We start from the raw sequence: 15,051 nt of genomic DNA on the forward strand, positions 1-15,051 counted from the left end.
GCCCGCGCAGGTTGCGCCTAACGGTAGACGAGCACCGGGATCTTGGAATGGGTCAGGATCTTGGTGGCCTGGCTGCCCATGACAACCGCGGCCATCCCCCGGCGCCCGTGCGATGCCATGGCGATCAGGTCGCAGCCCTCGGCCAGGGCGGTGTCGATGATCGCCTCGTAGGGGCTGTCGTGCCACTTGTGATGCGTCTGGACGGTGACGCCCGCGGCGGCCCCCTTGTCGCGCGCGGCCTTCAGGACCCGCTCGGCATGGGCGGTGGCGTCGGCATCATAGCTTGCGCGGGTGCTTTCGACCTGCATGGCGTCGCTGCTGAGGATGCGGAAGGGTTCGGTCACGATCAGGATCGTCGCCTCGGCGCCGATCGCGCCAGCAAGGGCAAGGCCCTTGTCCACGGCCTGGGTCGCCAGTTCCGACCCGTCGGTCGGGATCAGGATATGCTTGAACATCACTCCTCCACACATTGCGGGCATCGGCCCCGTTGCATGGGCGAAGCTGTCACGAACGGCGCCGGGGCAGAATGATCCAAATCAAACGGGCCGGTCCCGAAGGACCGGCCCGCCGCCCGTCTTGCCGTTGACGTCCCTACTGGGCCGCCGGAGAGGCGCTGGCGAGATAGGCCGCGATGTCGGCCTGGTTCTTGTTCAGCTTGAAGGTCATCTTCGTGCGCGCCGACGAATCGCCCGTCTTTTCCTGCACGAACTTGTTGGGGTCGGTGATGTAGGCCGCCAGATCCTCCAGCGTCCAGACCTCGCCCGCGTCCTTGAGCGCGATCAGCGCCTCGGAATACTTGAAGCCTTCCTCGCTGCCCGCGGGGCGACCCACGACGCCGTAGAGGTTAGGCCCGGTCTTGCCGCCCTTCACGATGTCCTCGCCCTCGGGCGACTGGATCATGTGGCAGGCCTTGCACTTGCGGAATTCCTTTTCGCCAGTGGCGGCGTCGCCATCCTGTGCCAGGGCGGGCGTGGCTAGGGCTGCACCCATCAGGGCGCCGATGATCGCAAATCTCATTCGTTTCCTCGCTTTTCCAAAGATCTTGGAAGTCCCAACGGATCTACATAAACCCGCAACGGGAATTTGCCACCCGTCAGAAGGTCGCATCCGGGGAAAAAGCGATCAGCCGAAGATCGGGTCGAACTGCCGCCGCAAGGCCACGTCCAGGTCGGCCATGCCCACCGGCAGGCCCAGATCGACCAGGCTGGTCACGCCGTGCCCGCTGATCCCGCAGGGCACGATGCCGCCGTAATGGGTCAGGTCGGGTTCCACGTTGATGGCGATGCCATGGAAGCTGACCCAGCGGCGCAGCTTGACGCCGATGGCCGCGATCTTGTCGTCGCGCGGGCTGCCGTCGGGCAGGGGCGCCTTGTCGGGGCGCGGCACCCAGACGCCCACGCGTCCGTCGCGGATTGCGCCCGTCACGCCGAACTCGGCCAGCGAGGCGATGACCCAGGCCTCCAGCTTTGCCACGAAGGCGCGGACGTCGCGGCCGCGCCGGTTCAGGTCCAGCATGACATAGACGATTCGCTGGCCCGGACCGTGATAGGTGTATTGCCCGCCACGGCCGGTGACGTGAACCGGAAAGCGCGCGTCCAGAAGGTCGCCCTCCCGGGCGCTGGTGCCTGCGGTATAAAGCGGGGGATGTTCGACCAGCCACACGGCCTCGTCCGCGTGACCCGCATGGATCGCCGCGACCCGCGCCTCCATGAAGGCCACCGCCGCGTCATAGCCGGTCAGCCCGTCTGCCCTGATCCATTCAACCATGCGCGGGATCTGGACCGGCGCGGCGATGTCGTCAAGGCGTCGCGCGTCGATCAGAATACCCCTTTTCAATCCGCTTCGCCTCGGCTATCACCCGCCGCACTGCCCGGATGCGGTCGTGGCGGAATTGGTAGACGCGCAGCGTTGAGGTCGCTGTTCCTTAACCGGAGTGGAAGTTCGAGTCTTCTCGACCGCACCATCCTTCATCCTGGACCATGGCGCCTCGGCTTGCCGGAACATGGTCTGACAGGTCGGCAGTCCATCCTTTATGGCGACGCGGCGTGCTGGGACTGCCCTTTGGCCTATCCCGCTATTTTTCCTGGCGGGCAGCGCGGGCGATTTCTGCGGATGGCACTCGACCAGGACATTTTTCCCTGACATCTTCATGCCGGCAAGAACCGAGGTCCAAGGGGCCGCCACCGTTGAGGATCGTATGAAGATTTCTGTTGTAGGTCTTGGTTATGTGGGTTTGTCGAACGCGGTGCTGCTGGCGCAGCATTCGACCGTCGTGGCCCTGGACATCGATGAAAGCCGCGTCGCGGCCGTCAACGGCCGGCACAGCCCGATCGAGGATGCCGAGATCGCCCGCTTCTTCGCCGAGCGGCAGTTGGATCTGTCGGCGACCACCGATCCGCGGCAGGCGCTGGACGGCGCGGATTTCGTGATCGTCGCCACGCCCACCAACTACGATCCCCGCACCAACGGCTTCGACACCAGCTCGGTCGAGGCGGTCATCGCCCTTGCCCGCAAACATGCGCCGAACACCCCGATCATCGTCAAGTCCACGGTGCCGGTGGGCTTTACCAGCCGGATGCGCGCCCAGAACGGCTTCGACGGCATCATCTTCTCGCCCGAGTTCCTGCGCGAGGGGCTGGCGCTCCATGACAACCTGTATCCCAGCCGCATCGTCGTCGGCGACAAGGGAGAGGCGGCCCGCCGCTTCGCGGATCTGCTGGCGCAGGGGGCCGTGGCGAAGGACGTGCCGGTCCTGCTGACCGATTCGACGGAAGCCGAGGCGATCAAGCTGTTCGCCAACACCTTCCTGGCCATGCGCGTCGCCTATTTCAACGAGCTGGACAGCTATGCGCTGACCCACGGCCTTGATCCGCACGCGATCATCCGGGGCGTCGCGCTGGACCCACGGGTGGGCGACTATTACAACAACCCCTCCTTCGGCTATGGCGGCTATTGCCTGCCCAAGGACACCAAGCAGCTGCTGGCGAACTATTCGGCGGTGCCGCAGAACCTGATCGCCGCGATCGTCGATTCGAACCGGACGCGCAAGGACTTCATCGCCGACCAGATCACGGCGCGGAGCCCGCGCACCGTCGGCATCTATCGTCTGGTGATGAAGGAAGGATCGGACAACTTCCGCGACAGCGCGATCCAGGGGATCATGAAGCGCATCAAGGCCAAGGGCATCAACTGCATCGTCTACGAGCCCGCGCTGCAGGCCGACCATTTCTTCCACTCCCCGGTCGAGCGTGATCTGGCGTCCTTCAAGGCGCAGTCGGACGTGATCATCGCCAACCGCCGCCACGACGATCTGGCCGATGTCGGGGACAAGCTGTTCACCCGCGACCTGCTGCAGCGGGACATCTGATCCCGCATGACGCCGGGGGCACGGATTTCCGCCGCGATCGAGATCCTGGACCGCATCCTTGCGGGCCAGCCTGCCGAACAGGCCTTGCTGCGGTGGTCGCGTGCCAGCCGCTTCGCGGGCTCGGGCGACCGGGCGGCGGTGCGCGACCTGGTCTTCGACGCGCTGCGCCGACGCAACAGCCACGCGGCGTTTGGCGGCGCACTGACCGGGCGGGGCCTGATGATCGGCGGCCTGGTGGCGGCGGGGCGTGATCCGGCCGCGCTGTTCACGGGGCAGGGCCACGCCCCCGAACCCCTGGCCGAGGGCGAGGGGACGGGCGCGGCCAGCGGCGTGTCGGACATCCCGGCTTGGGTCCAGCCCTTGTGGGACGCCTCGCTGGGCGATCTTTCGAATGATGTCGCAACCGCGATGCAGGAACGTGCGCCCGTCTGGCTGCGGGTCAATCCCGTCAAGGCCACACCCGATGATGCCATGGGCGCGCTGGCCGAGGATGGCATCGCCGCGGAACCCGATCCCCGCCTGCCGACCGCCCTGCGGGTGACGGAAAACGAACGCCGCCTGTCGCAAGGCCGCGCCTATCGGGACGGCTTGGTCGAGCTTCAGGACCTGTCGCCGCAACTGGCCTGCGCTGCCCTGCCGGTCGGACCGGGGATGCGCGTTCTCGATTACTGCGCGGGGGGTGGCGGCAAGACGCTTGCCGTGGCGGGCCGGGCCGAAGGCCTGACGTTGGTGGCCCATGACGCCGACCCTGCACGGATGCGGGACCTGCCCGGCCGGGCCGAACGGGCAGGCGTCAAGGTGCGCCTCGACACGGACCCCGCCGGCAGCTTCGATCTGGTGATCGCGGACGTGCCCTGTTCTGGCTCGGGCACGTGGCGCCGCACGCCGGATGCGAAGTGGCGGCTGACGCAGGCCTCGCTGGAGCAGTTGCTTGCCCTGCAGGCCGCCATTCTGCGCCGGGCGGCAGGGCATGTCCGGCCCGGCGGATGCCTCGCCTACATGACCTGCTCGGTTCTGGCGCCCGAAAACGACGCCCAGGCCGAGGCGTTCCTGCAAGACAATCCGGATTTCAGGCAGGTGTCGCGGCACCTGTGGACGCCCCTTGACGCCAGCGACGGCTTCTTCCTGTCGCTGATGGAGCGTCGATGAGGCGACGGCCTGCCATTAACGCAATCTTAAGCGCTTTGGCTGTATCGAGCATCCTGAACGGCAGGAGAAGGGCTCGACACATGGTTCTGGAAGACAGGCAGTCCGCGATGTCGCGGAACGCCGCGGTGGCCTTGCCCCTGCTGATGTTTCCCGTGGTGGTCGCCGCCGTGATCGCGCTTGCGGCGCCTCGCAGCAGCTATGGCGTGCTGGCCCTCGTGATCGGCACCGTCGCGGTCGCCTGGTATATCCTGGGCGGCGTCATCTCGCTGAACTATGTCCTTGACCGGCTGGCGGCGCGCCGTGCGCTGTCCGCGATCCGCCACGAGGTCGCCTCGGCGCCCGAGCCGGTCTGGATCTGCGACACCGACGGGCTGGTGATGCTGCAGAACGACGCCTCGCGCACGGGCTTCGGCGACATTGCCGGGCAGAACATCCTGCGGCTGGTGTCAGAACTGCGCGCCGATGCGGCCCAGGACCTGGACGGGCTGGTGCGCCGCGCCGGCTATGTGGGCTGCGCGGATCTTGTTCTTGCTTCGGGCGATACGCTGACGCTCAGCCGGGCCGAGGATGCGCCCTTGCAGGTCTGGTCCTTTCACCGCCAGGGCGCGTCGTCGCCTGCCCCCGCCCCCGACGATGAGTCCGACGAGGCCACCGACGATTTCGAGGCGATCCCCGTAGCCCTGCTTCGCATCGCGCCCAACGGCTATGTCCGCCGCGCCAACGCCGCCGCCCGGCGCCTTCTGGGCGCCAGCCTTCCCGATGGACCCGACCCGGTCCATCTCGGCAGCCTGCTCGAGGGGCCGGGCCGTCCGGCGGGCGAGTGGATCGCCGAAACCCATGCCGCTGGCCGCAGCGATGGCCGGTCCGAGGTGCTGCGCCTGCGCTCTCCCGACGATGCGGCCAAGGAGCAGCATTTCCAGGTCACGCTGGCCATCGACCCGGTCGAGCAACCGGGTTTGATCGCGGTCCTGAACGACGCAAGCGCGCTCAAGACGCTCGAGGCGCAGTTCGTGCAAAGCCAGAAGATGCAGGCGATCGGCCAATTGGCGGGCGGGGTCGCGCATGACTTCAACAACCTGCTGACGGCGATCCGCGGGCATTGCGACCTGCTGATGCTGCGCCATGACAAGGGCGATCCCGATTACGCGGATCTGGACCAGATCGGCCAGAACGCCAATCGCGCCGCCGCGCTGGTCAGCCAGCTTCTGGCCTTTTCACGCAGGCAGCAGCTGAAGCTGGAAACGCTTGATCCGCGCGACGTGCTGGCGGACCTGACGCATCTTCTCAACCGCCTGGTGGGAGAAAGGGTGACGCTGACCATCGTCCACGACTCCGCGCTGCGCGCGATCCGTGCCGACAAACGACAACTGGAGCAGGTCATCATGAACCTTGTCGTGAACGCCCGCGACGCCATGCCCATGGGCGGCAACATCGAAATCCGCACCGATGTCACGGCTGTCGGCGGCGATTGCTCTCGCGGCAAGGTCTCGCTGCCCAAGGGCGACTACCTGCGCATCCGCGTCACCGACGAAGGCTGCGGCATCGAGCCCGCCCTGCGCGACAAGATCTTCGAGCCGTTCTTCACCACCAAGCGCGTGGGGGAAGGGACAGGCCTCGGCCTTTCGACCGCCTACGGCATCGTCAAGCAGACCGGCGGCTACATCTTCTGCGACAGCGAGGTGGGCAAGGGCACCTGCTTCTCGCTCTACTTCCCGGCGCATGTCGGCGCCCCGCCCGTCGTCCGCGCCGCCCCCGCCATCGCCCCCGTCCCGCAGCCCGAGCGTCGCGCGACCGTTCTTCTGGTCGAGGACGAGGCCCCGGTCCGCGCCTTCGCGGCGCGCGCCCTTCGTCTCAAGGGCTATGACGTCCACGAGGCCCCCAGCGCCGAGGAGGCGCTTGCCCTGCTGGAGGGACCGCTGGCCGTGGACATCTTCGTGACGGACGTGGTCATGCCCGGCATGGACGGGCCAAGCTGGGTCCGCACCGCGCTGCAGGACCGTCCCGGCACAAAGGTGATCTTCATGTCCGGCTATACCGAGGACATCTTCGGCGAGGGCCACGAGCCCGTCCCGAACGCCACCTTCCTGGCCAAGCCCTTCACCCTGAACGAACTGGCGCAATGCGTGGCCCGCCAGTTGCAGGGCCCGCCGCGCCGCCTGGACGCGTGAACGAATTCTTAATCCTTGCGGTGCAAACTGGTTAAGGAAAAGTGATTCCGACCTGGGGATAACGCTTGAAAAAGCAGTGGCGAGCGCGCATCTAGGGACCAGAACAAGAAGTGAACATGAACCCCCGTGGCCGGCAGGTTTGCCCTGTCGGTCAGGCTGTGAAATAACGGTAAGGACCATATGGCACAGGCGAGCATCTTCGACATGAACGACAAGCGCAGCGCGGACAAGCAGAAGGCGCTCGACAGCGCCCTGGCCCAGATCGAACGCCAGTTCGGCAAGGGCTCGATCATGAAGCTGGGCAAGGACAGCCCCGTGGCCGAGATCGAGGCGACCTCGACCGGGTCGCTGGGCCTTGACATCGCGCTGGGCATCGGCGGCTTGCCCAAGGGCCGCATCATCGAGATCTTCGGGCCGGAAAGCTCGGGCAAGACCACGCTGACGCTGCATGTCGTGGCCGAGGAACAGAAGAAGGGCGGCGTCTGCGCCTTTGTCGATGCCGAACACGCGCTGGATCCGCAATACGCCAAGAAGCTGGGCGTGAACCTGGACGAGCTGCTGATCAGCCAGCCTGACACGGGCGAGCAGGCGCTCGAGATCGTGGACACGCTGGTCCGGTCCGGCGCGGTCAGCCTGGTGGTGGTCGATTCGGTCGCCGCCCTGACGCCCAAGTCCGAGATCGAGGGCGACATGGGCGACATGCAGATGGGCAGCCAGGCCCGCCTGATGAGCCAGGCGATGCGTAAGCTGACCGCCTCCATCGGCCGGTCGAACTGCATGGTGATCTTCATCAACCAGATCCGCATGAAGATCGGCGTGATGTTCGGCAATCCCGAGACCACGACGGGCGGCAACGCGCTGAAGTTCTATGCCTCGGTGCGCCTGGACATCCGCCGCACGGGGTCCGTCAAGGATCGCGACGAGGTGATCGGCAACACCACCCGCGTGAAGGTCGTCAAGAACAAGGTCGCGCCGCCCTTCCGGCAGGTGGAGTTCGACATCATGTATGGCGAGGGCATCAGCAAGGTGGGCGAGCTGATCGACCTGGGCGTCAAGGCCGGCGTGGTCGAGAAGTCGGGTGCCTGGTATTCCTATGGCGACGAGCGCATCGGCCAGGGCCGCGAGAACGCCAAGCAGTTCCTGCGCGACAACCCCGACCGCGCCACCGCGATCGAGGACAAGATCCGGGCCAGCCACGGGCTGGAATTCGGGGTCGAGCCGACCGAGGATGACAGCCTGACCGAGGAGTGATCCGGGATCGGGAAAATGCGAAGGCGCGGCATGGCCGCGCCTTTTGCGTTGTCGGTTCCGGCCTAGAAGATCAGCGACAAGATCCCGATCACCACCAGCAGGCCGATGATGAAGATGACGCCGATAGTCCCGCCGATGAACTTGAGCATGTGACTCTCCTGTTGTGCCCAAGGTAACGGGCGCTGCCGGAACTTGTTCCGCATAGCGGTCGCTGGACAGGGGGGCGCGCGCCGGATAGACCATGCCAGCCCGGTCACGGCCGGTTTGCGACCCAGCGATGAAGGCCCGCCATGCCCACTCTGAACGACATCCGATCCACTTTCCTCGGCTTCTTCGAGCGCAACGGCCACAAGGTCGTCGACAGTTCGCCCCTGGTGCCGCGCAACGATCCGACGCTGATGTTCACCAACTCGGGCATGGTGCAGTTCAAGAACCTGTTCACCGGAATCGAGACGCGCGACTACAAGCGCGCGACCACGGCGCAGAAATGCGTCCGCGCGGGCGGCAAGCACAACGACCTGGACAACGTTGGCTACACCGCGCGCCACCACACGTTCTTCGAGATGCTGGGCAACTTCAGCTTTGGCGATTACTTCAAGGACGGCGCCATTCCCTTCGCCTGGGAACTGCTGACCAAGGACTTTGGCATTCCCAAGGACAAGCTGCTGGTCACGGTCTATCACACCGACGACGAGGCCGTGAATATCTGGAAAAAGGTCGCCGGACTGTCGGACGACCGAATCATCCGCATCCCGACCAGCGACAACTTCTGGCAGATGGGCCCGACCGGTCCCTGCGGTCCCTGCACCGAAATTTTCTACGACCACGGCGACAAGATCTGGGGCGGCCCTCCGGGTTCGGCCGAGGAGGATGGCGACCGCTTCATCGAGATCTGGAACCTCGTGTTCATGCAGAACGAGCAGTTCGAGGACGGCTCGATGCGCGCGCTGGACATGCAGTCCATCGACACCGGCATGGGGTTGGAGCGGATCGGCGCGCTGCTGCAGGGCAAGCACGACAACTACGACACCGACCTGATGCGCTCGTTGATCGAGGCGTCGGCCCATGCGACCAGCAACGACCCCGATGGGCCGGGCAAGGTCCATCACCGGGTGATCGCCGACCACCTGCGGTCCACCTCCTTCCTGATCGCGGACGGGGTGATGCCGTCGAACGAAGGGCGCGGCTATGTGCTGCGCCGGATCATGCGCCGGGCCATGCGCCACGCGCATATGCTGGGCGCCCAGGACCCGGTCATGCACAAGCTGGTGCCCGCCCTGGTGCGCCAGATGGGCGCCGCCTATCCCGAACTGACCCGCGCGCAGGCGCTGATCGAGGAAACGCTGCGTAGCGAAGAAACGCGCTTCCGCCAGACGCTGGATCGCGGGCTGCGCCTGCTGGACGACGAACTGGCCCGGCTGCCCGAAGGCGCGAACCTGCCGGGCGAAGCGGCCTTCAAGCTGTATGACACCTATGGCTTCCCGCTGGATCTGACGCAGGACGCGCTGCGCGAGCAGGGCCGGACGGTCGATACCGCAGGCTTCGACGCCGCCATGGCTGAGCAGAAGGCCAAGGCGCGCGCCGCCTGGGCGGGTTCGGGCGAGTCGAAGGATGCCGCCATCTGGTTCGAACTGGCCGAGAAGCACGGCGCGACCGAGTTCCTGGGCTATGACACCGAAGAGGCCGAAGGCCAGATCCTCGCCGTCGTGGCGGATGGCGCCGACGTGCCCGAGGCGGCCGAGGGCCAGACGGTGCATCTGGTGGTGAACCAGTCGCCCTTCTATGCCGAATCCGGCGGTCAGGTGGGCGACACCGGGCTGATCAAGACCGAGACCGGCGCGGCTCGCGTCACCGACACCAGGAAGGTCGCGGGCGTCTTCCTGCACGTAGCCGAGGTGACGATGGGCACCATCAGCCGGGGGCAAGGGGCCACGCTGTCGGTCGATCACGCCCGCCGCAGCGCGATCCGCGCCAACCATTCCGCCACGCACCTGCTGCACGAGGCACTGCGCCGCGCGCTTGGCGAGCATGTCGCGCAGCGCGGCAGCCTGAACGCGCCGGACCGGCTGCGCTTCGACTTCAGCCACAACAGCGCCGTGTCACCCGAGGAACTGGCGCGGGTCGAGGCCGAGGTGAACGACTTCATCCGCCAGAACGGCGTGGTGGAGACACGGATCATGACGCCCGACGACGCGCGCGGTCTGGGCGCGCAGGCGCTGTTCGGCGAGAAATACGGCGATGAGGTTCGGGTCGTGTCCATGGGCAGCCTGACGGGCAGCGGCAAGGGCGCGGACGGGCAGACCTATTCGCTGGAACTGTGCGGGGGCACCCATGTCGCGCGCACGGGCGATATCGGCGCCTTTGCGCTGCTGGGCGACAGCGCCTCCAGCGCGGGCGTGCGTCGGATCGAGGCCTTGACCGGGCAGGCCGCCCTGGCGCATCTGCGCAATTCCGACAGCCAGCTGTCTGAAATCGCCGGTCTGCTCAAGGCGCAGGCGGGCGATGTGGTCAACCGCGTCAAGGCGCTGGCAGACGAACGCAAGGCCCTGGCTAACGAGGTCGCGCAGTTGAAGCGCCAGCTTGCCATGGGCGGCGGCCAGGCCCAGGCCGCCAAGGAGATCGGCGGCATCAAGTTCATCGGCCGCAGGGTCGAGGGCGTCGGCGGCAAGGAACTGGGTGCGCTTGTCGATGAGATGAAGTCGCAGCTTGGCAGCGGCGCCGTGCTGGTCCTGGCCGAGGCCGAGGGCAAGGCAACCGTCGCAGCGGGCGTGACGCCCGACCTGGTGGACCGGATCAGCGCCGTGGTGCTGGTGCAGACCGCGACCGCCGCGCTTGGCGGCAAGGGGGGCGGCGGACGGCCCGACCGTGCCCAGGGTGGTGCACCCAGCCTGGAGGCTGCGGAAAGCGCCATTGCCGAAGTTGAGAAACTGATCGGGGAAACGGCATGACCGCGCTCTGGATTGCCCATGTGACCGTCACCGACGCCGACGCCTATGCGAAATACGCTCAGGGTGCCGGGCCGGCGATCGCCGCTCATGGCGGCGTTTTCCTGGCGCGCGGCGGGCGTTACCAGCAGATGGAGGGCAATGACCGCGCCCGCAACGTGGTAGCCCGCTTTCCCAGCTTTGACGCGGCCGTTGCCTGCTACAACAGCAGCGAATACCAGGCGGCGCTGGCCTATGCCAAGGGCGCGTCGGAGCGCGACCTTGTGATCGTCGAGGAAACGCCTCCGCCTGCAGAATAGGCTTTGTCTGTCATCCTTTCGTGGTATTTCTGAAGAATAAACGGGAACACGAAAGGGACAGGGACCATGTGCCGTTGGGCCGCCTATGTGGGCCAACCGATCTTTCTTGAGGATATCGTCAGCCGCCCGGATCATTCCCTGATCCGGCAAAGCCAGGGCGCGCGGCGTTGCGTGACGCCGGTCAATGCCGACGGTTTCGGGCTGGCCTGGTATGGCGAACGGCCCGAGCCGGGCCTTTACCGAGACGTGATGCCCGCCTGGTCGGACCCGAACCTGCACAGCCTGGTCGCGCAGGTGCGGTCGGGGCTGTTCATGGCCCATGTCCGCGCCTCGACCGGGACGGCGACCAGCCGGAACAACTGCCATCCCTTCGTCTCGGGCCGGTGGTCCTTCATGCACAACGGCCAGTTCGGCGGCTATGACGCCTTCCGCCGCGATGCCGACGTGATGATTCCCGACGATCTCTACCCCCACCGGAAGGGCGCGACCGACAGCGAGGCGCTGTTCCTGATCGCCTTGGGCGAGGGACTGGACCATGATCCCAAGGGCGCGATGGAACGGGCGGTGGCCCGGCTGACGGATCTGGCCCTGCGGCGCGGCACGGCGCCCCATGTCAGGGCGGCCTGCGCCTTTTCCGACGGCCAGCGGCTTTACGCGATCCGCCACGCCAGCGACGATCAGGCGCCCAGCCTGTTCCACCGCTGGTCCGAAACCCGGCAGGGCAGGGCGGTCGTGTCCGAACCGCTGGAAACCGAGGAATGCGACTGGATCGAGATCCCGCCCGGCAGCTTCTGCATCTTCGACCGCGACAGCGTCACGGTGCAGCCCTTCGCGCCAAGCGTGCAGGCGCAGGCGGCCTGATCAATCCTGCAAGGGCGCCGAACGCGGGGCGGGCGGGGTCGCGTTGCCGTCTGACGCAGCCTCTGCCGAGGTGTTGGGCGGCAGGTGGTCGCTTGGTTGCGGGGCGGCGGCTCGCGGCAGGTCCGGCATGGGTTCCGGAGCGCGCGCGGGCGAGGCCGCGGCGGGATATTCCGGTTGCGGCTGGCGTGCCATGGCACCGGCGGCAGGCGCGGCGGCGACGCGCCGGAAGACCAGCAGGTTGTGATACACGGTGCTGCGGCCGGTCAGGCCGCTGCGTTCCTCGCTGGGCAGGACATCCGCGCGGACATATTCCCATCCATCGCGGGCCATGCGGTTCAGTTCGGATGTCAGCGCCAGGGCATAGCGGTCGCCGGGCGTCCTTGCATCCTTGGCCTTTTCGCCACGACTGGGCGCCGGGACCACGCTGTATTCGAAATGGCTCAAGACAGTGCTCCGTACGAGGCAGGCGCGCGGCGCCCGGCGTTGACGTGAGGGCGTGAAACGGACCTCGACCCGCTACAAGCCAAGCTTCTTCGCGACGAGGTCGTTGACGGCGGCGGGATTGGCCTTGCCGCCGGTGGCCTTCAGCACCTGCCCCACGAACCATCCCGCCAGTTTCGGGTTGGCGCGGGCCTTTTCGACCTGGGCGGGGTTGGCGGCGATGATGGCGTCCACGGCGGCCTCGATGGCGCCAAGGTCGGTCACCTGCTTCATGCCGCGGCTTTCCACGATCTGCGCGGGATCGCCGCCTTCGGTCCACAGGATCTCGAACAGGTCCTTGGCGATCTTGCCCGAGATGTCGCCGGTGGCGATCAGGTCGATCACGCCGCCAAGCTGGCCGGCGGAAACAGGAGAGGTTTCGACCGTCAGGCCTTCCTTGTTCAGGCGCCCGAACAATTCGTTGATGACCCAGTTCGCGGCCTGCTTGCCGTCGCGGCCCTTGGCCACGGCCTCGAAAAAGTCGGCGTTCTCAACCTCGGCCGTCAGCACGCCCGCGTCGTATTCCGACAGGCCCATGTCCTGCACGAAGCGCGCCTTCTTTTCATCCGGCAGTTCCGGCATGGAACGGGCGATGTCGTCCACCCAGGCCTGTTCGATGTCCAGCGGCAGCAGGTCGGGATCGGGGAAGTAGCGATAGTCATGCGCTTCCTCCTTGGACCGCATCGACCGCGTCTCGCCCTTGTCGGGATCGTAGAGGCGGGTTTCCTGCACCACGGTGCCGCCGTCCTCGATGATGGCGATCTGGCGGCGAGCCTCGTATTCGATGGCGGCTTGGATGAAGCGCAGCGAGTTCATGTTCTTGATCTCGCAGCGGGTGCCCAGATGGCTGAAGTCCTGGGTTTCCTGGTAGCGCTCATAGGCACCGGGCGGGCAGACCGAGACGTTCACGTCGGCCCGCAGATTGCCGTTCTGCATGTTGCCGTCGCAGGTGCCCAGGTAGCGCATGATCTGGCGCAGCTTCGCGACATAGGCCGCGGCTTCCTCGGGGCCGCGGATGTCGGGGCGGCTGACGATCTCCATCAGGGCGACGCCGGTGCGGTTCAGGTCCACGAAGGACATGGTGGGGTCCATGTCGTGGATCGACTTGCCCGCGTCCTGTTCCAGGTGGATGCGCTCGATGCGGACACGGCGGGCGACGCCGGGGGCCATGTCCACGATCACCTCTCCCTCGCCCACGATGGGGTGGTAGAGCTGGCTGATCTGATAGCCCTGCGGCAGGTCGGGATAGAAGTAGTTCTTGCGGTCGAAGGCGCTGCGCAGGTTGATCGCGGCCTTCAGCCCCAGCCCGGTGCGCACGGCCTGGGCCACGCAGAATTCGTTGATGACGGGCAGCATCCCCGGCATTGCCGCGTCGACAAAGGCCACATGGCTGTTCGGCTCGGCGCCGAACCCGGTCGAGGCGCCGGAGAACAGCTTGGCATTGGACGCGACCTGGGCATGGACCTCGAGCCCGATGACCAGTTCCCAGTCGCCTTTCGCCCCGGCGATCGTCTTGGGCTGGGGGGCCGTGAAGGAAAGATGGTCAAGCATCGGGAACCTCGGGTGGGTCGCATGAGTATTGCAGGTGCGGGTCTTTTAGGTCAGCGCGCCGGTGATGTCACGGGGGCGGTCACTGCAAATCGCGGGCGTCGCGAATCGCAGGGCTGACATAAAAACAACCGCAAGGTGTTAACGGCGGGCGTCACGCCCGGCCCATCGGCGGATTTCCGACCATCAGCATTGCGGCCCTTGGCGTGATGCCGCCGACGAAAACCGTGCCTTCTTGCCAGATTTTCGTGCCGGGATATGGGGATAGCAACGAAGCAATCCTCGAGGCCCTGATGCGCGCTGCGCTTGTTCCCCTTGCCGCCCTGGCGTTTCTTGCCGCGTGCCAGTCCACCCTGTCGCCCCAATCCGAAAGCAAGGCTGCCGCCGATGCGCAGCAGATGCAGTTGGCCAGCCAGCCGCCGATGCGGTGGGGCCAGGCCTCGGGGTCGGAGCAGTGGACCAAGGCGACGCTGGCGGCGCTGGACCGGGACGGGGTGACGATCCTGTCGCGCGTGCCGGGCGACATCAACGCGTTCTGCCCGAACTATCCGCACCTGAACCCCACGGGTCGCAAGGCCTTCTGGGCGGGGCTGCTGTCGGCGGTGGCCAAGCACGAAAGCACCTACAATCCGCAGGCCAGCGGCGGCGGCGGCAAGTGGCTGGGCCTGATGCAGATCGCGCCCGCGACCTGGCGCAACTATGGCTGCAACGGCAACATCAGGAACGGCGGCGACAACATGTCCTGCGCGGTCAAGATCATGTCGCGCCAGGTCGCGCGCGATAATGCGGTGGCCCATGACGGCAACGGCTGGCGCGGCATCGCGCGGGACTGGGCGCCGCTGCGCAACGCCTCGAAGCGCGCGGACATCGCCGCCTGGACCAGCAGCCAGAGCTATTGCCGGCCGAAGGCGTAGGAGGGGCGTTGCCCCTCGGCCCGTTCCGGGCCTCACCCCAGGGTATTTCGGACAACGAAGAAGGGCGGG

Annotated in this window: 14 protein-coding genes and 1 tRNA gene; 9 read left to right on the forward strand and 6 right to left on the reverse strand. The window is 66.7% G+C overall.

Features of this window, described 5'->3' with window-relative positions:
• Positions 1–17: 17 nt before the first annotated feature.
• From J0F76_RS05830 to lipB, 3 genes are all read right to left on the reverse strand, one after another.
• Positions 18–455: a universal stress protein gene (locus J0F76_RS05830; protein WP_207466758.1), complete on the reverse strand. Its 438-nt coding sequence runs from the start codon at positions 453–455 to the stop codon at positions 18–20.
• A 136-nt stretch (positions 456–591) separates the two neighbouring features.
• Positions 592–1,017 carry a c-type cytochrome gene (locus tag J0F76_RS05835; RefSeq protein WP_207466760.1) on the reverse strand — a complete coding sequence of 142 codons (426 nt, stop codon included), beginning with the start codon at positions 1,015–1,017 and terminating at the stop codon, positions 592–594.
• A gap of 105 nt (positions 1,018–1,122) precedes the next feature.
• Positions 1,123–1,767 carry a lipoyl(octanoyl) transferase LipB gene (gene lipB / locus J0F76_RS05840; RefSeq protein WP_207466825.1) on the reverse strand — a complete coding sequence of 215 codons (645 nt, stop codon included), beginning with the start codon at positions 1,765–1,767 and terminating at the stop codon, positions 1,123–1,125.
• A 109-nt stretch (positions 1,768–1,876) separates the two neighbouring features.
• Between lipB and J0F76_RS05845 the strand changes: the two genes are divergently transcribed.
• From J0F76_RS05845 to recA, 5 genes are all read left to right on the forward strand, one after another.
• Positions 1,877–1,963, forward strand: a tRNA-Leu gene (locus J0F76_RS05845).
• 234 nt (positions 1,964–2,197) lie between these two features.
• Entirely contained in the window at positions 2,198–3,367 is a 1,170-nt protein-coding gene (locus tag J0F76_RS05850; RefSeq protein ID WP_207466768.1) for a nucleotide sugar dehydrogenase, read from the forward strand.
• 6 nt (positions 3,368–3,373) lie between these two features.
• Positions 3,374–4,516, forward strand: a complete 1,143-nt coding sequence (locus J0F76_RS05855; RefSeq protein ID WP_207466770.1) for an RsmB/NOP family class I SAM-dependent RNA methyltransferase — start codon at positions 3,374–3,376, stop codon at positions 4,514–4,516.
• 80 nt (positions 4,517–4,596) lie between these two features.
• Positions 4,597–6,684 (forward strand): hybrid sensor histidine kinase/response regulator, encoded by a 2,088-nt coding sequence (locus J0F76_RS05860; protein ID WP_242690015.1) that lies wholly within the window; start codon positions 4,597–4,599, stop codon positions 6,682–6,684.
• Positions 6,685–6,864: 180 nt separating this feature from the next.
• Positions 6,865–7,935 carry a recombinase RecA gene (gene recA, locus J0F76_RS05865; RefSeq protein ID WP_207466774.1) on the forward strand — a complete coding sequence of 357 codons (1,071 nt, stop codon included), beginning with the start codon at positions 6,865–6,867 and terminating at the stop codon, positions 7,933–7,935.
• 62 nt (positions 7,936–7,997) lie between these two features.
• On the opposite strand, the gene J0F76_RS05870 is transcribed toward recA, so the two are convergent.
• Positions 7,998–8,138 (reverse strand): small membrane protein YohP, encoded by a 141-nt coding sequence (locus J0F76_RS05870; protein WP_207466777.1) that lies wholly within the window; start codon positions 8,136–8,138, stop codon positions 7,998–8,000.
• 87 nt (positions 8,139–8,225) lie between these two features.
• Between J0F76_RS05870 and alaS the strand changes: the two genes are divergently transcribed.
• The 3 genes from alaS (at position 8,226) to J0F76_RS05885 (ending at position 12,040) form a co-directional block, all read left to right on the forward strand.
• Positions 8,226–10,883 carry an alanine--tRNA ligase gene (alaS, locus tag J0F76_RS05875; RefSeq protein WP_207466778.1) on the forward strand — a complete coding sequence of 886 codons (2,658 nt, stop codon included), beginning with the start codon at positions 8,226–8,228 and terminating at the stop codon, positions 10,881–10,883.
• Complete coding sequence (locus J0F76_RS05880; RefSeq protein ID WP_207466780.1) at positions 10,880–11,179, forward strand: DUF1330 domain-containing protein; 300 nt, start codon at positions 10,880–10,882, stop codon at positions 11,177–11,179. Before alaS ends, J0F76_RS05880 begins: the two co-directional genes overlap by 4 nt.
• A 66-nt stretch (positions 11,180–11,245) precedes the next feature.
• Positions 11,246–12,040: a class II glutamine amidotransferase gene (locus J0F76_RS05885; protein WP_207466782.1), complete on the forward strand. Its 795-nt coding sequence runs from the start codon at positions 11,246–11,248 to the stop codon at positions 12,038–12,040.
• Here the strand turns inward: J0F76_RS05885 and J0F76_RS05890 are convergent, their stop codons facing one another.
• Together J0F76_RS05890 and gatB are read right to left on the reverse strand one after the other, a co-directional pair.
• Entirely contained in the window at positions 12,041–12,484 is a 444-nt protein-coding gene (locus J0F76_RS05890; protein ID WP_207466785.1) for a DUF4177 domain-containing protein, read from the reverse strand.
• Positions 12,485–12,556: 72 nt separating this feature from the next.
• Positions 12,557–14,071 carry an Asp-tRNA(Asn)/Glu-tRNA(Gln) amidotransferase subunit GatB gene (gene gatB / locus J0F76_RS05895; RefSeq protein WP_207466787.1) on the reverse strand — a complete coding sequence of 505 codons (1,515 nt, stop codon included), beginning with the start codon at positions 14,069–14,071 and terminating at the stop codon, positions 12,557–12,559.
• Positions 14,072–14,361: 290 nt separating this feature from the next.
• Here gatB and J0F76_RS05900 point away from each other — a divergent pair, with 290 nt between their 5' ends.
• Positions 14,362–14,982 carry a transglycosylase SLT domain-containing protein gene (locus tag J0F76_RS05900; RefSeq protein WP_207466789.1) on the forward strand — a complete coding sequence of 207 codons (621 nt, stop codon included), beginning with the start codon at positions 14,362–14,364 and terminating at the stop codon, positions 14,980–14,982.
• Positions 14,983–15,051: the final 69 nt, after the last annotated feature.

The sequence above is a fragment of the Paracoccus fontiphilus genome, assembly GCF_017356265.1.
Taxonomy (GTDB): domain Bacteria; phylum Pseudomonadota; class Alphaproteobacteria; order Rhodobacterales; family Rhodobacteraceae; genus Paracoccus; species Paracoccus fontiphilus.